General features: G+C 62.0%; 16 protein-coding genes and 1 pseudogene. 4 read left to right on the top strand and 13 right to left on the bottom strand.

The genetic code is table 11. From position 1 onward, the window contains the following. Positions 1-169: 169 nt before the first annotated feature. Complete coding sequence (locus KZZ07_RS24390) at positions 170-574, bottom strand: LbetaH domain-containing protein (protein ID WP_219518712.1); 405 nt, start codon at positions 572-574, stop codon at positions 170-172. Between the two features lie 371 nt (positions 575-945). Here KZZ07_RS24390 and KZZ07_RS24395 point away from each other — a divergent pair, with 371 nt between their 5' ends. From KZZ07_RS24395 to KZZ07_RS28165, 3 genes are read left to right on the top strand one after another with little or no spacing between them, the layout of a single operon-like run. Next, complete coding sequence (locus KZZ07_RS24395; RefSeq protein ID WP_219518713.1) at positions 946-1,170, top strand: hypothetical protein; 225 nt, start codon at positions 946-948, stop codon at positions 1,168-1,170. Between the two features lie 3 nt (positions 1,171-1,173). Further along, on the top strand, positions 1,174-2,361 hold the full coding sequence (locus tag KZZ07_RS24400; RefSeq protein WP_255564573.1) for a thiamine pyrophosphate-dependent enzyme: 1,188 nt from the start codon (positions 1,174-1,176) through the stop codon (positions 2,359-2,361). 12 nt (positions 2,362-2,373) lie between these two features. Continuing rightward, positions 2,374-2,847, top strand: coding sequence for a transketolase C-terminal domain-containing protein (locus tag KZZ07_RS28165; protein WP_219518716.1), 474 nt, complete (start codon positions 2,374-2,376; stop codon positions 2,845-2,847). On the opposite strand, the pseudogene KZZ07_RS24410 reads toward KZZ07_RS28165, so the two are convergent. Beyond that, positions 2,799-3,054, bottom strand: a pseudogene (locus KZZ07_RS24410) (IS21 family transposase); the annotation flags it as partial. The gene KZZ07_RS28165 and the pseudogene KZZ07_RS24410 sit on opposite strands and share 49 nt — an antisense overlap. Positions 3,055-3,495: 441 nt before the next feature. Here KZZ07_RS24410 and KZZ07_RS24415 point away from each other — a divergent pair. Beyond that, the gene (locus KZZ07_RS24415) at positions 3,496-5,982 is read left to right on the top strand and encodes a hypothetical protein (RefSeq protein WP_219518719.1); all 2,487 of its coding nucleotides are present in this window, start codon (positions 3,496-3,498) and stop codon (positions 5,980-5,982) included. Positions 5,983-6,113: 131 nt separating this feature from the next. Here the strand turns inward: KZZ07_RS24415 and KZZ07_RS24420 are convergent, their stop codons facing one another. The 11 genes from KZZ07_RS24420 to KZZ07_RS24470 all read right to left on the bottom strand — a co-directional run bounded on the left by KZZ07_RS24420 (position 6,114) and on the right by KZZ07_RS24470 (position 17,098). Then, positions 6,114-6,674 carry a WcaF family extracellular polysaccharide biosynthesis acetyltransferase gene (locus KZZ07_RS24420; protein WP_219518731.1) on the bottom strand — a complete coding sequence of 187 codons (561 nt, stop codon included), beginning with the start codon at positions 6,672-6,674 and terminating at the stop codon, positions 6,114-6,116. Beyond that, positions 6,664-7,809: a glycosyltransferase family protein gene (locus KZZ07_RS24425; protein ID WP_219518734.1), complete on the bottom strand. Its 1,146-nt coding sequence runs from the start codon at positions 7,807-7,809 to the stop codon at positions 6,664-6,666. The genes KZZ07_RS24420 and KZZ07_RS24425 overlap by 11 nt, the downstream gene beginning before the upstream one ends. Before the next feature lie 4 nt (positions 7,810-7,813). Next, entirely contained in the window at positions 7,814-8,962 is a 1,149-nt protein-coding gene (locus KZZ07_RS24430) for an N-acetyl sugar amidotransferase (protein WP_219518736.1), read from the bottom strand. Between the two features lie 8 nt (positions 8,963-8,970). Then, positions 8,971-9,783 carry a HisA/HisF-related TIM barrel protein gene (locus KZZ07_RS24435; protein ID WP_219518739.1) on the bottom strand — a complete coding sequence of 271 codons (813 nt, stop codon included), beginning with the start codon at positions 9,781-9,783 and terminating at the stop codon, positions 8,971-8,973. Beyond that, positions 9,780-10,427, bottom strand: a complete 648-nt coding sequence (hisH, locus tag KZZ07_RS24440) for an imidazole glycerol phosphate synthase subunit HisH (RefSeq protein ID WP_219518752.1) — start codon at positions 10,425-10,427, stop codon at positions 9,780-9,782. Before hisH ends, KZZ07_RS24435 begins: the two co-directional genes overlap by 4 nt. 27 nt (positions 10,428-10,454) lie before the next feature. Next, complete coding sequence (locus KZZ07_RS24445) at positions 10,455-11,285, bottom strand: sulfotransferase family protein (protein ID WP_219518753.1); 831 nt, start codon at positions 11,283-11,285, stop codon at positions 10,455-10,457. Between the two features lie 111 nt (positions 11,286-11,396). Beyond that, entirely contained in the window at positions 11,397-13,226 is a 1,830-nt protein-coding gene (gene asnB / locus KZZ07_RS24450; protein WP_219518755.1) for an asparagine synthase (glutamine-hydrolyzing), read from the bottom strand. Positions 13,227-13,243: 17 nt separating this feature from the next. Beyond that, positions 13,244-13,918: an acyltransferase gene (locus KZZ07_RS24455; RefSeq protein WP_219518768.1), complete on the bottom strand. Its 675-nt coding sequence runs from the start codon at positions 13,916-13,918 to the stop codon at positions 13,244-13,246. Continuing rightward, on the bottom strand, positions 13,915-15,180 hold the full coding sequence (locus KZZ07_RS24460) for an oligosaccharide flippase family protein (protein WP_219518771.1): 1,266 nt from the start codon (positions 15,178-15,180) through the stop codon (positions 13,915-13,917). The genes KZZ07_RS24455 and KZZ07_RS24460 overlap by 4 nt, the downstream gene beginning before the upstream one ends. Beyond that, a complete protein-coding gene (locus KZZ07_RS24465; RefSeq protein ID WP_219518774.1) occupies positions 15,180-16,337 on the bottom strand; it encodes a glycosyltransferase in 1,158 nt (385 codons plus the stop codon). The genes KZZ07_RS24460 and KZZ07_RS24465 overlap by 1 nt, the downstream gene beginning before the upstream one ends. Then, positions 16,337-17,098 carry an FkbM family methyltransferase gene (locus KZZ07_RS24470; protein WP_255564576.1) on the bottom strand — a complete coding sequence of 254 codons (762 nt, stop codon included), beginning with the start codon at positions 17,096-17,098 and terminating at the stop codon, positions 16,337-16,339. The genes KZZ07_RS24465 and KZZ07_RS24470 overlap by 1 nt, the downstream gene beginning before the upstream one ends. Between the last annotated feature and the right edge of the window lie 35 nt (positions 17,099-17,133).

Below are 17,133 nucleotides of genomic sequence, written 5' to 3' on the forward strand. Positions count from 1 at the left end.
CTCTTCATCGAGGAACAGCCCATCACCAAGTGGGGCCGCGCCCTGCAACAGGCCTTCCCGACGCTGCTGAATGCGGCCGGCCAGGTGGCGCGCTGACAGCTGGCGCGCTGACCTGAAAAACAGCATCCGGCGCGGCACCCCGTCCCCAGCCGCATCGCGCCGGAGCGCTTCAGTCCTGGATGTCCCTGAAACCCTGCGGACGCGCCGGATTTCCACTCACGATCACCATGTCGTCGACATTCGCAAAGACTGCCGCGCGAGCAGAGACGATGGCGCCTCTCCCTATGGTCACCCCCGGACCGACAAAGGCATCCGCCGCGACCCAGGCGTCTTCGCCTATCGAGATCGGCGGGCGCGTCAGATCCAGCGTGGTACTGGATGGGTCATGCCCGCCGGCACAGATATGCGTATATTGCGAAACCGTGGCCCGGGCCCCGATACGGATCGGCCCGACGGAATACAGGTTTGCCCCACTACCGATAGTTGCGTAGTCCCAGATCGTCAGGTTCCAGGGCAGGAAGACCCGCGCACTGGGGTTGATCCTGACCTTCCTGCCGATCTTCGCGCCGAACATCCGTAACAGGAAGACCCTCCAGGGCCAGAAGAACGGACGGGGCGTCAGACGGAACAAGGGTCAGGCGATCCCCCAAAGGACGCGTCCTGCGAGTACGGATCTGCTGAATTTGCAGGCACCCCTAATTGGCCGCGATATCAAGCACACCGGCCTGCGTCTCTTGTGTCGGCACCGAAAAAGTCCCCTGTCATTAAAGCGTTACAATATCGAGGGACGCATTGACCCAGCGCATGGCTATCCACCGTTCATAGCCCGGTCAAGCGCGCATGTCAGTTGAAACTGCTGCTTGAATATGTGAATCACCGCAGTAATTGAAGCTCGGCATAGCTTTCCGCCATTTCGGTCAACCCTTGTCTACGATTGGTCTATCCATGGACGAAATTCGCAATGTGAACCAGCTGCGCAAGGCCGTGCAGACACTCTGGAGCAGCTCTGATCGCGCCAAGCTTGCCGAAGATTATAGCACGCTCATCGAACAGGCTTATCGCATTCGCCGCGTCGAGGAACAGTTCTTCGTGGCCTTTGGCCGGGGACAGATGAACGGCACCGTACACACCTGTGTCGGCCAGGAATTCAGTGCCGTCTCGATCTGCTAGCACCTGACCGACGGGGATTGGATCACGTCCGACCACCGCTGCCACGGTCACTACATCGCCCATACGGGCGACTGGACCGGATTGATCGACGAATTGCTCGGCAAGGCGGATGGTGTCTGCAAGGGTATCGGGTCCAGCCAGCATCTCTACCGCCAGGGCTTCATCTCGAACGGTCCGCAGGGGGCGCTGCTGCCGGTGGGGACGGGCATCGGCCGAATGGTCCGAGAGACGGAGAATGTCGTCGTTTCTTTCGTCGGCGAAGGCACCCTGGGTGAAGGCGTGACCTACGAGGCGCTGAATCTTTCTGCCCTGCTGAAGGTGCCGCAGGTCTTTGTCTGCGAGAACAATTTCTACTCCCAGTCAACCGCGCAGACCCGCAACACGGCGGGATCGATCCCGGACCGGTTCCGCGCCTTCGGGCTGAAGACCTTCCTGGCCAATACATGGGATCTGCCGAGCCTGATGCAGACCGTGGGCGAGGCCATCGCACATGCCCGCGGGAACAGCGAACCGGTGGCCATCGTGATGACCACCTACCGTCTGAACGCCCACTCCAAGGGCGACGACGACCGGGATGCCGAGGAGGTGGCATTTTTCCGGCAGAACGATCCGATCTCCTGGATCTCGGAGGGCAACAACCACCTCGCGCAGCGGTTCTCCGAAATCGACGAAGAGGTCGAGAGCTACTTCGACACCGCTCTCTCCAAGCCCGAGCTTCCACTGGACAGTTATGTCGGCGACCAGATGCCCCGGCGCACCTCGGCCCGCTACACGCCCGCGGCCGGTTTCGAGGGGCGGGTGATCGAAAGGGTCAATGCTTTCCTGCGTGAAGAGGCCGAGCGGGGTGCAATGATCATCGGTGAGGACATCGCCGACCCCTACGGCGGCGCGTTCAAGGCCACCAAGGGGAACGGCCAGGACTTCCCCGATGCGATCGTCTCGACACCCATCAGCGAGGCGGGGCTTGTCGGAGTGGCGGCAGGCTACAGCCTGGCGGGCCGGCGCGGCATCGCCGAGATCATGTTCGGCGATTTCGTCACTTATGCCTTCGACCAGATCGTCAACGGCATCTCCAAGTACCATCACATGTACGGAAAACAGGCCAGCTGCCCGGTCACGATCCGGATGCCCATGGGCGGCAAGCGCGGCTATGGCGCGACGCATTCGCAATCCCTCGAGAAATTCCTCTGAGGGATCGACAACGTGCTGGTGGTCGCCCTGAACTCGCTCTCCGATCCAGCGGCTGTCCTGCGCGAAACCCAGGACCTTTCCGTCCCCTCGATCATCATAGAGAACAAGACCGACTACGGCCGGCGCGCACCGGCGGTCAACGAGCGGCTGGAGATCCGGCAGAACGCCCGCACGCTGGGACATCTTCTGATCACGCCCCGATACGACAAGCCGCATTTCTCGATTGTCACCTATGGCGAGCCGGCCCGGCTCATCTACGACGCCTATGACGAAATCGTGGCCGAGACGAATGCGCTTTTCGACCTGCTCTGCATGGTCAAGCTCAGCCCGATGGATCTGTCGGGCCCTGCGCGCCACATGATGAAGCACGAGGCGATCCTGGCGGTCGAAGACGGTTCGGCCCCCTTCGGCATAGGCGCCGAGATCCTGTCGCAGCTGCGCGGTCGGGCAGGCAGCACCGTCGTATCGCAATGCGTCGCCATGTAGGAAAAGGTCTTGGTCAGCGATGGTTCGAACCAGAGTGGCTTGGCCACCGCGGCCTTGAGATTGTCGCAGACGATCGCCTTTGGGACCCCGCCGAAAAACTTCAGCACGCGAACCTGCGCTTCGATCCAGTCCGGCAGCTTCTGACTGAGGCTCAGCCCAGGCGAAGGTGTAGTTCGATGCGCCAAGCACCGCGACGAAGATTTGCGCCTCGGTGAACCGGCTCTTTCGCATTCGCTTGCTCCTTCAAAAGGTTGAGCAAACTCTACATCAGAACGAGGGAAGTTTCGGGTGGCAGGTCAGCGCTGACCAACCCCTCCCACACCCACACAGGTGTCCGGGAATTTGCGAAACCCGCAGCCTGCCCCCTCGGGTGGCCCGGTTTCAGTCTTCGTGCATACCGGGCGCGGGTGCCCTAGTAGGCGCCGACGGGGGGAGATATCGCGTCTCACTTTGACCGCCAATGGATGGTGGTCTTGCCGACGTTGCGCCAGGCACCATTCCTGCGCGCGATGCCATCAGCCTTTCTGAATAATTGACCGACATCGTTCTCGCTCAGCGGATCGATTGCATGGGTCCTGTCCTGTTCGGCTGATGATCGAGGCAGGGCTTTGCATATCCACGGTACTAATCGAGCAACGGAGACATCACATGGGACTTCTTGATCTCGCAGTGGCACAAAGAGCCCTAGAAAACAATGGCGACCCGGTTGCAGGGGCGCGGCTGTACGTCTACCCGGTCAACGAGCCCGGCATCCTTGTGAACATCTACAAGGACTTTCATCTGACTATCCAGCAGGCGAACCCCCTTCGGGCAGACGAGGACGGCAACTTCCCGCCTTGCTACGTGATCGATGGCCTCTACCGCATGGTTGTCGAAACGCCGCGAGGCGAGGTCCTAACCGAGGTGGACAATATTTCGATCAGCACAGTTCTAGGATCCGGTGAACCCGCCGCCCTTCCGAAACTGGGCTTCTGCGCGTCTTACCAAGACGTGGCGGCCCTGATCGAAGACACTGCCCTGTCCTATGCTGCCCAGCAGGACAAGACGCTTGTCGGCGGGGGCGACACCGTCGTTGTCTGGACAGATGGCTTCCGCTACGAGGTTGCGCCGGAGGGCGCTACGGATGCCGACATCGCCACGGCAGGCGGGGTCAGCCTGTACGTGTGTCCTACGTCGGACGGCAGCGTGTCGGATCGGCAGTTCGGCCATATCGTCAACGACGCTGACCGCCTGAACGCCACCATTGCCTGGGCCATCAAGTGGGCTCAGGCGAACCACGAGGTCCCCCGGATCGTCGTCCGCGGGAACTACAGCCTCGACAAGCCGCTCAAGGCCTTTTCTTTCGACGGGACGATCTTCTCCTATGCCTCGATCCACATCGAAGGGTCGGCACAAGGCTACATGCACAACCAGCGGACCTCCTTCACTTTCACCGATCTTCAGAGCCCAGGGATCGTGATCCAGAAGTTGCGTCAGTTCACCCTAAGAAACGTGGCGGTCAAAGGCACCGCAAACAACCTCCTGCTTCCGTCCTATTCGAGCTTGCTAACAAGAAACGGCTGGTGGAACACCAACGGCGCGGTGGAAAGCGGTCAGTACAAGCTGCATGCCGGGATCTGTGTCGATCCTTTCTACAGCGCGATGCCCGCGAACGAGAAATTCGCAGTCTTCGACGGCTCCGGCGCGGAGCCAGACCATTATGCTGCCCCGTCCGGGTCCGGGACGACGCAGCTCCTGGTGGAGAATTGCGACGTGCAGGGCTGGATCGTCGGAGTGATGTGTTCCGGGTCGGACGTGCAGCTGGGTGACAGCATCACCGTCTCCAAGAGCAATCTGTCCTACAACCGCTGGCCCTTCTTTATTGGCGAAAGCCAGAACCGCGGTTGCGTGATGAAGGACTGCCATGCCAAGGGGTTCGACGTACTCATGGTTGGCGGCTCCGGCTACGGCGCAGGCACCGGTGCGCTTTGCTACATTCGCGGCGGGGTCTTTGTGCATGGTCACAGCATCGTGGCGGGCGAGGTGGCCCGCGGCAACGGCGCGGTGACGGACGCCTATTTCGAAAGCATCTGGGCCATCGGCCATGTGGACGGTGGACACGGCTTCTCGTTCAAGGACTCTCAGATCAAGTTGATCGACGCGGCTACGTCCAACCTTCCAGACGTGGACATGCATCTGACGGGGAACGGTCCGGTCAACTTCTTCGGGGGATATATCGGCAAATACAAAAGCGCGGCCCGGCGGCTGAAGATCCAGAACAAGATCAATGTCGATGGCGCAACCTTTGATGACATGCCCTTTTTTGCCGATTACTCGTCGCCGCACATCCAGACCATGAACCTGCGCTATGCCAACGGTCCTTACCGCGGGGTTCACACCGGCCACCTTGGTGCGCTTCTTGCGAATGCGCTTCCCGGCGTGGGTGCGCGCATCATGTCGCTTGGTGACGAGTGGACCTGCATCTCAGAATGGGAGGCAATCTACAACGGTTCCGGGACCGTGACCGTCGCAGGGGACGGAAGCGCCGTGGTGACAGGGCTCGACATGAGCACGGTGTCGGTCGGTGACGAGATTGGGATCAACGACGGCTGGTCGATTGTCGAAAACAACGGCGGCAACGGAACCGCCCGCCGGGTCGGCATCGGGCTAGTTAACAGCGTGACGGCAACGGACGTGCACCTCACGGGCGTACCGGTCAGCCTGCAGTCCGGCACATACGCCTTCTACACCTACCGGATGCCGCTGATGCACCAGTTTACATTTGGCGATCTGACCAATGGCTCCGACACGATTACCAATGTCTCTCCGACGGGCAAGTGGAAGGTTGGAGACTGGATCAAGGCCGACGGGTTGCCGAACTACTGCCGCGTCACCGCGGTCAGCGGGACCACAATCGCTCTGAACAAAACGGCCTCGAGTTCCCGCATTGGTACCGAGCTTTACGATGCCAGGGTCGTGCTTACCTATAGTTCCGGGACCGCGTCGCCGGTTTCCGGAACATATCCGACGGGATCTTTCGTCAGGAACGCTAAGCCGGTCGTGGACGCCCAGGGCAAGGTGCTGACAGGCTGGGCCTGTACCGCTGGTGGCGCGCCCGGCACCTGGGCGCCGCAATACGCCAGCGCAGTCGCCTAAACCGGTTCCGCGGGGCAGGCACGATACCACATCCGGACCGCGGCGGGGGCGCAAGACCCCCGCCTTTCAATTTTTCGCGAAAACCGTTCTGGTTGCCAAGATTTTGAAGACCGCGATGACGACGGAGAGCTTCATGTGCAGGCGCTTGCCTTGGGGCGGGACGGCCGAGCCCGCCGCGGGGTGGCGGGGTTGCCGGCATGGATGGTCCAGGCGACCAGACGACCCTGACCGAACCCCGCCATGGCCAGCACTGCGCCCTCCTCAAGCGTCGCCCCGGGGGCAAGGCAGGCCCGCGCGCCCAACCAGGCATGATCGGCGATGCTCACCGGCCGGGTGATGAGATCGAAGCTCTCGCGCGACCAGTCGTGGCTGCCGGTGCAGACATAGGCGCCCTGCGAGAGGCAGGCGTGGGCTCCAATGGTGACGGGGGCGAGGTTATCGATCCAGACGTCCTCGCCGATCCAGGAATGATCGCCAACGGTGAGCCGCCAGGGGAATTTTACCCGCACGCCAGGCTTGACCACGACCCCCACGCCCAACCGCGCGCCAAAGGCCGCCAGCAGCCCGCGCCGCCAGCCGGAGCCGGGCAGCCAGGATGCCAGCAGCAGCCCGTCCGCCACCAGCCAGAGCGCCTCCTTCCAGCGCGGTGCGCCGCGGTCGAAGCCGCCGGAGGTGTAGCGGTCAAGCCGCATCTTCGGAGCCCTTCGGTCGCTCGGCAGCAGCCCCAAGGCCCACCACCGAGAGGATATGGTCGAGATGCCTGTCATAGCCGCGCTCGAGCGCATGGGCCTTGCGCGCCGCTTGGCGTTCCGGCGCGTTGGCCGCGTCGAGATCGTTCAGCAGGGCATCGAGTCGGTCCGGCAGATCGTCGGCCTGCGGACCGGCGGAGACATGCACCAGGGGATTGCCGTCATAGGCTTCGAGCCAGCTCATCAGGACGCACTTTCCGGTCGCGAGGTATTCGAGCACCTTGTGGGAATTCAACGGGCGCGTCGAGTCGAAGGCCTCCGCGCGGAAGGGCAGAAGCCAGACATCGATGTCGTCGGAGGTGGCGAGAATGTCTTCCGGAGCGGTCAGACCGGGGAATTCGACGTTGGGCATTGCAAGCACCCGGTTCAGGGCCTCGGCGCGGTCCCAAGTCTCCGGCAAGGGCCCCCAGAAGGTGAAGCGGGCCTCGGAATGGCGGCGCACCATCTCTGCCATCGCCTCCCAATCGATCCAGCCCGCGCCGAGATTGCCGACGAAGCCCAGCCCGGGCGCGGCACCGGCTCTGCGCGGCCCGGCAGGACGGCGCGCTTCCTCCATGTGCAGCGCCCCCAGGCCATGGTCGATCACGTGATCGGGCCGGCAGGGGACGCCGGCGTGTGCGCAGAAAACCGGGTGCAGGGTGAAGACGTGATCGGCATGCTTGCCGCCCTGACCACGGTCCCCGACGTCGTCCACGAGGTGAAAGAGCGACCGCCGGGCGTCGAAGACCCGCAGGTCGCGGAACTGGTAGGCATTGTCGAAATCCCAGATCAGGTCCGGGCGCCCCACCCGCCGGCGGATGGCCCGTGCCTGCCTGCGCATCATGCGGTCGAAGAGCCAGCGGGCGTGGAACTTCAGCGCGTGGGGCAGGGCAGGGCGGTACTGCAGGGACTCCAAGTTTTCCACCGTCGTCGGGGCAAGGCGTATCTCGCCGGGCCGGATGTCCGGGGACGGCGGGTCGACGAAGACCACGCGCCAGCCGCGCCCGGCAAGCGCCTGGGCGTAGTGGTGCTTGGAGACCTGGAACCCCGTCCAGGGCTGGGGCGAGATCACGAGGGCAAGGGGGCGCGTGTCGGTCATGGCGTCAGCCGCGGCGCAATATCATGTTGCGGGTCTGTGAAAGCAGCGTCACCCAAGCCATGAAGCGCTTGCGTTGCTCGGCGTCGGTTCCGTAGTGCGCGTGCGGCACCGGGGCCGCGGACAGGATCTTGTCGAATTCCTCTTCGGAGAAGCGCAACTTCTTGGCGACGTAGGCCTTGTCCTCTTCCATGAGTTCTTCGTCGTAGGTGGGCTGCTGCAGCTCGGCTAGGGCTTGGTCCCGGGTGATCTCGCCGGTGAGGATCAGGTTGGAAAGATGCGCCTTGCGCTTGTCCACGTTGAATTTCCGCGGCAGGACATAGCCTTGGTAAAAGCGGGTAAAGACCGACTCGTAGTGTTTGCCGCCGTAGTCGCGCCACCCGAGCTTCTCCATCAGCAGGCCCTTGGCGCGGGCCTTGGAATAGTCCACCAGGTTGAGCAGGGACACCGTCCGGATCCGCTTGACATAGGTGTACCAGATCTGTTGCCGCAGCCCGTAGAGGGTGCTCTTCTTCAGCGGTACGGACCCGAAGCTGTCGTGGATGGCGCGCAGGTTGACGAGGTCCTGCTTGCGGTAGTTCCAGCTCGGCGGCATCAGCCATTCGGTCGCCCAGTTGGTGCCCGAAAGGATGTACTTGATCCCGTGACGCGCGGCGAGGCGGAACAGCGCCCCCTGGATCAGCTGGTCCGTGGCCACCTCAATGTCCACGACCGAGGAGAGGAAATAGGCGCGCTGCAGGTCGCGGAACTCTTGCCAGTCCATGACAAGTGTTTCGAGGTCGAAGTCCAGACGGTTGACGATCTCCTCGATGTTCCTCACCGCCAGTTCCGAGTTCCAGCCGTTGTCGAAATGCACGACCAGCGGGCGCAGGCCCCATTCCTTTGCCAGCCAGGCCAGGTAGGAGCTGTCCACCCCGCCCGAAAGACCCAGGACGCAATCGTAGGGCCGGCCCTTGCCCACCGCCTTGATCGTGGCGATCTGATCCGCCAGCATCCGGTCGCGGGTCACGGTGTCTGGCAGGGAGGCGCGGAATGCCTCGAACTCGGCCACGTAGTTGCTGACCCCATTCTCGTCGAAACGGATGTCCGGGTCGGTCGTGTCCATGACCGTGACGGTACATACTTGGTGCCGCGTCGTTTTTTGGGCGCTTGTCATGACTGTTCTCAAATCCTTTCGAAGAAATCCCGTCGCAGCCGATCCTCGGCGGGGTAACTGATGAGCACCCCGCGGCCCCTGGCCTGATAGATGAAGAAGCTGCCGGCTGCCACCGCGGCACATCCGCCCTCGGTGACCGCGCGGCGGAAATCCTCCACCCCGCCGGCCCCGCCGCAGGCCACGACCGGCGCGTCCGTCGCTTCCGAGATCCGGCGCAGCAGCTCCAGGTCGTAGCCCTCCCAGGTGCCGTCGCGGTCGATCGAATAGACGATGATCTCGCCCGCGCCGGCGGCGGTCACCCGCGCGGCGATCTCGGCCGGGGTGCCGGGCAGGGCGTCCCGGCCCTGGCGCACGCGCACCTGCGGCTTGCCCAGCCAGGACTTGCGGACCGGCAGGCAGGCCACCACGGACTGGCGCCCCCAGCGCGCCGCCGCCTGTTCCACCAGCGCCGTGCCTTCGGCGAGGGCGGAAGACAGGATCACCTTCTCGACGCCGCAGTCCACCGCCCGCGCGATGCGGTCGACCGAGGTCAGCCCGCCGCCGTAACCCACCGGCATGAAGGCCTCGGCCGCGATGTCGCCGATCAGGTCCCAGTCGGGCTCGTGCCCGGCCGCCCCGGCGTCGATGTCCATCAGCACCAGCTCGTCGACGCGCTTGGTGTTGAATATCCGCACCGCGTTGATCGGATCGCCGATGTAGGTGCGCTTGCCGAAACGGACCGATTTCACCAGCCGCCCGTCGCGGTCGATCAGCAGGGTCGGGATGACCCGCACGCAGCGGCCTCGGCCGGGGCGGCCCGGGGTGGGGGGGAGCGGGGTCACGTCGTCACCTTTTCCGGGGTCCAGGCGGCGAAGGCGCGCAGGACCCGCTTGCCGAAGTCATGGCTCTTTTCCGGGTGGAACTGCATCCCCAGCACGTTGCCTTGGGCCACGCCGGCAGCGAATTCGTAACCGTGCCAAGCGCGGAGCACCGCGCGGTCCGGATCTTCGCAGGCCAGGTGAAAGCTGTGCACGTAGTAGAACCGCGCGTCTTCGGGAAAGGCGGCGTCGAAGGCCGGCGGCAGGGCGGTGCCGGGGGCGACCCAGGTTTCCGCCCAGCCCATGTGCGGCACGCGCAGCTCCGGGCCCATGCGGGCGCGGTCGAAGGCCACCACGTCGGCGGCGACCCAGCCCAGCCCCGGGCGCTGCCCCTCGTCGCTGCGGCGTGCGATCAGCTGCGCGCCGAGGCAGATCCCCAAAAGCGGCACGCCGCGGCCCGTCACCATCTCGTTCAGCGCCGGGACAAGACCGCGCGCCTCGAGCTGCGCCATGCCGTGATCGAAATGGCCGACCCCGGGCAGGATGATGCGCTCTGCGCCCTCCAGCTCCGCACCGTCCCGGACGATGCGCGCCGGCAGGCTCAGCGCCTTGAGCATGTTCTGCACCGAGCGGATGTTTCCGGCGCCGTAGTCGATGATCGCGATCATGGGTCTGCTCCTTCTCGATGGCCGGTCTCAGACCGACCAGGACGAGAAACTCTGTCCGGTCAGCGACCGCAAGGCGGCGACGTCCTCGGCGTAGGCCTCCTGCAGGCGGGTCCGCTCTTCCAAGGACAGTTCCGGTTTGTAGCTGCCCGCGAAGAAACGCTTGCGGATGGCGGGAGCCCGGGTCAACCGGCCGGTAAGACCGGGCGCAAGACGCCGAGCGGCCCGATAAAGCGGATGTCTCTGGACCGCGGTCGGAACGACATCCTCGCCGTTTGGATTCGACGTGAAATCGAACGCCGTTGGGTCGTCCATCCGGTCGATGCCGAGAAAATCGAAGATCTCGTTCATCACCACCAGCCGCTGAGCGGATAGCCGCTCCAGCTCCACCACCATGATTCGTTCGCGGGGAAAATGCACGAGGAACGGTTGCAGTTGCCAGTGGTAGAGGCCGGTCTTGAAGTGGTGGTCGTTCTCTCGGTTCCACTTCTGCCACTCACTGTCCTCGCCAATATAGTTTTCGGCGACATGCGAGCGATAACGTTCAATGGGATCACGCACGATGTAGATCAAACGCGCTTCCGGCACCAAGCTCGCCATTCTTTCCGGGGCGTCCGAATAAAGAGGAACATGCCGCTTGGAGTAATTCTGTGACGACTCCCCACGAATCCTCGCGTCTCTATCGAATAACCCTCGGTACCATTCGACCGGTCTGTTTGCGTTCTCGCCGGCAAACCAGTTCACCTCCTTTGGATCGGACATGAATACTTCCGGGTGTATTGAAAGATAGTCGTGCAGTGTCGTCGTGCCACATTTCATGGCGCCAATAACTACGAGGTTTGGTATATTGCAATTTTTCATCTTGAATCTCGCACAAAACAATATCCATTATCTTTCCTGGCACACGTAGAACGTGTTTTGTGTGGGCCGTGCAGTTGCCGAAACAAATGAGCAAACATCAATACATACCCATCAAATCGAAACATTGTGAGCACGCCGCCACCCATCAAACGCAAGGACTCGGAAAAAGGCAGGATCATACATGGATTTTCCAGCGGCCATGGTGTCAAAGTCTCTTATCATGACCTCCTCATCTACAAGGTCTTTCAAATTAGCACAGGCGTGTTCAAGCATGGATCGCACATAGTCGGATTGGCCCCTAAGCGCGATATTATCTGGAGATGCGAAGCCAATTTTATCTTTTCGGTTAGAAACAACAAAAGGAATTTCTGGAATAGAATCGCGCAAGATGCGCTTCCTGTACCCTTGGCCAACTTTATACTCCGTCGGCAATCCAAGAACAAACTCAACGACCTCATGATCAAGGAATGGTACCCGGGACTCGATCGACCATCTCATTGCCGCGCGATCTTGAGAATATAGCTGAAACGGAACAGATGTACTTCCGAGCTGCTCAAGTGAAAGAGACAAAAAACGTTCAGTCCCCTGTGAGGTTACGTCAAGCCATGGTTCACGCACCCATCGCGCGGCGCCCTGCAACGGTTGAAATCTTCTATGTAGTCCAGAGGCTAGGCCCCGAACAAAAGATCGCATCTCCACGAGAAATGAGCGGTTCATTGTCTCGGAGTTTGCCTTCAATCCTTCCAGGAAAGGCTTCAACCGTCCTGAGGTCAAGAGTTCGTATTGTGCAGAGAACCAGAATTGGCCGTAGCCACCGAAATATTCGTCAGCGCCTTGGCCATCGAGCATGACTGTGAACCCATTTTCACGCGCCGCCTTGAAAAGAAGATATTCATTATACTGACTCCCACCCTTGATGGGTTGGTCCTGATAATACCCAAGTTCTTCATGCAGATCCGGATCCCAAACCCGGCTGGCATCGACCTCTATTTCTATCGCATTCACGTTGTTTGCTTCGGCAACAGCGCGACTGAATCGGGTTTCGTCATACCCTTGATGCCGAGAGAATGTCGAAATCGTGGTCAAATCCTTGTCGGGGAATTGCGTGCGGCTCAGCGTGACGACAACTGAGCTGTCGATACCACCGGAAAGACTGGCAGCCAAAGGGACGTCCGATCGATGATGCCGCCTGATGCTCTGCTCGAGCAAGGCACGCAGACCTTCGCGAGCCTCGTTATAAGACGGCCGCCGCAGAACCACTTTCTCGGCAAGTTTGTACCAAGGCGTGACGTCGACCGTGCCTTTCGCCAAATCGACCACCGCCATTTCTCCAGCGCGAATTTCTTCGATACCGGCAAAGAACGTGTCCTTGCCAGTACTAAGTTGCGCCCGACCGAGGAACGCGGCGGCCGCATTTCGGTTGAGGACGGGATCTATCATGCCTGTCTTGAGGATTTGTTTTGCCTCGGAGGCGAACAGCACGGTATTCGCGACGCGGGACGTGACCAACGGTTTGATGCCGAAACGGTCGCGAACGGCCCAGACCTGGCCCAATTCGACGTCGTAGTAAACAAAAGCAAACATGCCGCAAAGACGATCGAGCGCTCCGCGACCCCATTCCCGAAGCGCTACCAGCAGGACTTCGGTGTCCGAGGTCGTCTTGAATCTTCGCCCTTTGGCCTCCAATTCTGAGCGCAGCTCCAAGTAGTTGTAGATCTCGCCATTGAATACCAGATGAGCGCGCTCACGCGACATCGGCTGGTTGGCCCGTTCTTCGACATCAATGATCGACAACCTTGTATGAGCCAGGCCAACAGAGCTCTCACAAAGCACCCCCGACCCATCCGGGCCACGATGGCTGACGGCTGCGTTCATGCCGTGAAGGGGTTCGACCGTTGCAGGCCTGTGATCCAAATGTATGATCGCACTCAATCCACACATGATGGTTTGATCCTTATTCAGCCAAGATTGTTTTTTGCAAATTCCGGAAAATCTGCGGCAGACACGTAACCGTGATAACGCTGATGCGGCGCGCTGACATGATCGCGCGCGAGTTCAGGTTCAAGTGTCTTGACCGGGCTCGCCGGAGCCCCGGCCAAGACCACATAGCCGTCTGGAAATGACCTTGTCACAACGGCATTTGCTCCAACAATAGTGTAATCACCCAACTCCACACCCGGCATAATCACCGAATTGAACCCGAGAAGGCAGTATTTACCAATCCGGATCGGTTGTGCAGGTAGCTGTTTTGGCAAGGCATACGGGTCATGATTTCCACTCAGGATCGCGACATTTTGCGAAATCTGCGTATAGTCACCAATTATTATCCCGTTTACACCATGAATCATGCAGCCCGGACTCCAGCCTGGGGATGTTTCAATACCGATATGAATCCGCTGCGCATAGCTTACAGTACTTGAAGGGTGCATTGGCCAGTAGGCACCACCATTTATCCCTATCAATCTCTGCCAGAACCATCTGCCAAGATCGGCCGGAGCCTGGGTTCCTTTTGTATTGCGCAAGCATTTTGCATCTTTGGACAGCATTGCGATGGCCCAAAGCAGGCGCCCAAAGACACCGACTGCCTTGCGCATGAACGGAAGCTTGAAACCGTTTTCCGCACGTCGTGTCATTGATCCGGCCTTTTGCTGAGAGTGAAGGATCGTGCAAGATATACAATGTAGACCACCGAGAAAACCGCCGAGTATATCAAAATTACGGATTTTGGATCGAATCTCAAAAAAACCGCCGCCACTATTCCTGTCGCCATGATTGCCATCGATATCAAGGTCAATGCGAAATCTTCACCTTGGCGGCCGACAATGTAGTAAATCGTGGTCACTGGCGCGACAACGGTCTGCAACAGAAGCATTGGCGCAAGGATTTGTGCGATTTCGCCAGCTTCGCGCCACTTTGGTCCGAGATAGACTGTGAACAGCCATGGAGCGAAGGCGATAAACAGAAGGCATGGACCCAGACCCAGAAAGAACAACCCGCTTGCTGTGCGAAGCATCAGTTTTCTGCAGCTGCCTGTCTGGTGGTATTGCTTTGCGGCATCGCGGCGGAAGACCTGAGACACCGCGCCACCGAGCGCCGTCACCGGCAGCGACACAAGTTGCCGGGCGCGGGCAAAGGACCCGACCGCGGCATGGGCGCCGAGCGCGGTCAGAGCGAAGACCGGGATCTGCATGTTCAGCTGACCGGCTAATCCCGTCGGCAAGGTGAAGGCGGGGAACTTCCAGTGCCGCCGCGCCCGCCGCCAGAGCAGCGCCGGGGCCGGAATCGTCCCGAGGCTCGCCCCGCGCAGGTAGGTCACGAAAGCCAGCGCCTGCAGCATCTGCCCGGCGAAATAGGCGCTCAGCAGCCCCGCGCTGCCCCAGCCTGCAAATCCCAAGGTGATCGACAGTGTCACGGTGGTCAGCGTTTGCAGAAACGGCACCGCGGCCATGCGCCGGTAGCGGCCCATCCGGTTTGCCATGAAGGTGCCGCTGGTGGTGACCCCGGCCACGAGGACGCTGACCGGCAGCATCCAGATCCAGGCGCCCGCCGCCGTCTTCGACAGGCCCAGCGGCCAGGCCAGCGCCACGCCGACCAGCACCAGCAGCGCCGCGCCCGCCGCGCAGGCCAGGCAGAGCCAGACGATCTGCCGCGCCGCGCGCAGCGACCCTTCGGCGATGATCGCGTGCTGGAACTGCAGCGTCGACAGCACCGCCAGGATCGCCGAGAACGCCATGTACTGCGCCAGCGCGCCGTATTCCGCCGGGGCATAGAGCCGGCCCAGCACCGGCGCCGCCAGGATCGGCACCGCCATCGACAGCGCGCTGCCGCCCGACAGGATCGAGACGCTGCGCAGGAAGGGCGAGGTCGTCACGCGACGGAAAGACCCCATGGCCATCACACAGCCTCCCCGCTGTAGAGGGCGGCCATGCGGGCCGCGATCGCGCGCCAGTCGTAGCGCTCGGCCATGATCGTCCGGGCCTTGCCGCCCGCAGCCGAACGTCGCGCCGGATCCGTCAGGAAAGTCGAGAGCGCCCCGTTCAGCGCCCCGGCCTCACGCGGCACCACCAGCCCTGGGTCGACCTCCGCCACCAAGTCCTTTGCACCCACGCCGGGGGTGACGAGGGCGGGCGTGCCGACCGCCAGCGCTTCGGCCACCGCCATGCCGAAGCTCTCCCGTACCGAGGGGGCCAGCAGCAGGTCCGCCCCGGCTAGGAAGGCCCATTTGCGTGCACCATCGAGCGGCCCGAGGAAAGCTCCGGCGGACGAGCCGTTGTCGCGGCGCAGCCGCGGCTCCAGCTCGGCCCGCAGGCCGATCTGGTCATGCCCGGCGATGCGCAGCACCGCGTCGGGATGGGCGCGAACCGCCTCGATCGCCAGGTCGATCCCCTTGGTCCAGTCCAGCCGCGCCAGGAACGCCACCCGCCGCCCCTCAGGCACGTCGCCCCAGACCTCGGCGATTTCCTCCGCGGTGAGCGCCTGCCCTGGGCCCTCCACGCCGTTGGGCACCACGACCACCGGAGCGAGATCGCGCCCCGAGGTGCGCAGGCCCTCCGCCTCACCTTCCGAGGTGGCATGGATCGCCCGCGCCGTGCGCAGCGTGTCGCGCTCCTGCAGGGCGATCCAGGCGGTCTTCACCAGCCGCGACTTCCCTGCCACCATCTCGGGCATCAGCATCCCCCGGGGCGAGATCACCACCGGCACGCCCTGCCGCCGCGCCGCCCGCGCGATACGCGGCCCGGGCCAGAGGAAGAGCCCGTTGATGTGCACCGCATCCGTGTCCGGCATCATCTCGTCGATCAGCCGCGCCATGTCCGGGCTGTAATAGAGCCGCTTCGGGGTCCGGATCGGGCAATAGCGTACCGAGACCCCGTCAATCTCCACCGCCCGGTCGAGCGGCACCTCGAGCCGCCCGGGGCCATCGACGTCGGTGGTCAGCACCGTCACTTCGTGCCCCTCCGTCACCAGCCCGCGCGCCAGCCCGTGCGCGGAGCGCACCGGGCCGCCGTAGCGGGTGGCAGGCAGGTAATTGGGGGCGAAGACGAGAATGCGCATCAGATCAGGACGTAGTCCCCGGTAGTTGCAGGCATGCCCTCAATTCGGCGCAGTTCGGTTCGCCGGAACACCTTCCCCGTGACAACAAACTGAAACAGATCACGACCCTGCAGAAGAACCCGCATAATCTCTTGGTCCGCTGGCGTATCGTGCAGGCCCTCGGCAAACTCCATCCAGATGATCGGCCTGTCGCGCTCCAGCATCTCGCGCAGGCCGCGCAACACCTCGAGCTCGAACCCCTGCACGTCGATCTTAATCGCGTCGACCTTGTCGATACCCTGTTCGCGCAAGATCTCCATTCCGACTCGCACCGGTACGTCGTGGATTTTCTTCAGGGGGCGGTCATATTGCTCTTCCTGAACCAGGGTGCCAAGTCCCAAGTTGTAGTCGTCCACCAGGAAGAACGGCAACTCGGTGTTCTCCGATCCCAGCGCGCATTTGACGAGAGTGAGGTTGTCAGCACTGTTATCCGCCTTCATCTGCTCGAAATCTGCCCAGAGGTTCGGATTAGGCTCAAAGGCAAAGACCTGACCGAAATGCTTAGAGAATGCAATTCTATGCACACCGATATTGGCCCCGATGTCGAGCAGAACACCCCGGCGTTCCGAGGACGCGATCGCCAAGAAGGCGTTGATCTCATCCTGCTCGTACCCTCCAAAGAGATAGAGTTGACGCTGGATATAGTCCGACATGCGCCCGGAATGAATACCGTGCCAGTTTGTTACCTTGAAGTGGCTCTGATGGTCACGTGGCACCAGCATCTGGACCACTCGGCGCCACCCCCTGAGCCTGGAAA

Origin of the sequence: Mameliella sp. CS4, from assembly GCF_019392335.1 — a bacterium.
In the GTDB taxonomy this organism is placed as follows: domain Bacteria; phylum Pseudomonadota; class Alphaproteobacteria; order Rhodobacterales; family Rhodobacteraceae; genus Antarctobacter.

Coding starts and splice junctions, on each gene's coding strand:
- KZZ07_RS24390 (WP_219518712.1), bottom strand. CDS start 574: ATGTTCGGCGCGAAGATCGGCAGGAAGGTCAGGATCAACCCCAGTGCG.
- KZZ07_RS24395 (WP_219518713.1), top strand. CDS start 946: ATGGACGAAATTCGCAATGTGAACCAGCTGCGCAAGGCCGTGCAGACA.
- KZZ07_RS24415 (WP_219518719.1), top strand. CDS start 3,496: ATGGGACTTCTTGATCTCGCAGTGGCACAAAGAGCCCTAGAAAACAAT.
- KZZ07_RS24420 (WP_219518731.1), bottom strand. CDS start 6,674: ATGCGGCTTGACCGCTACACCTCCGGCGGCTTCGACCGCGGCGCACCG.
- KZZ07_RS24425 (WP_219518734.1), bottom strand. CDS start 7,809: ATGACCGACACGCGCCCCCTTGCCCTCGTGATCTCGCCCCAGCCCTGG.
- KZZ07_RS24430 (WP_219518736.1), bottom strand. CDS start 8,962: ATGACAAGCGCCCAAAAAACGACGCGGCACCAAGTATGTACCGTCACG.
- hisH (WP_219518752.1), bottom strand. CDS start 10,427: ATGATCGCGATCATCGACTACGGCGCCGGAAACATCCGCTCGGTGCAG.
- KZZ07_RS24445 (WP_219518753.1), bottom strand. CDS start 11,285: ATGAAAAATTGCAATATACCAAACCTCGTAGTTATTGGCGCCATGAAA.
- asnB (WP_219518755.1), bottom strand. CDS start 13,226: ATGTGTGGATTGAGTGCGATCATACATTTGGATCACAGGCCTGCAACG.
- KZZ07_RS24455 (WP_219518768.1), bottom strand. CDS start 13,918: ATGACACGACGTGCGGAAAACGGTTTCAAGCTTCCGTTCATGCGCAAG.
- KZZ07_RS24460 (WP_219518771.1), bottom strand. CDS start 15,180: ATGGCCATGGGGTCTTTCCGTCGCGTGACGACCTCGCCCTTCCTGCGC.
- KZZ07_RS24465 (WP_219518774.1), bottom strand. CDS start 16,337: ATGCGCATTCTCGTCTTCGCCCCCAATTACCTGCCTGCCACCCGCTAC.
- KZZ07_RS24470 (WP_255564576.1), bottom strand. CDS start 17,098: ATGCTGGTGCCACGTGACCATCAGAGCCACTTCAAGGTAACAAACTGG.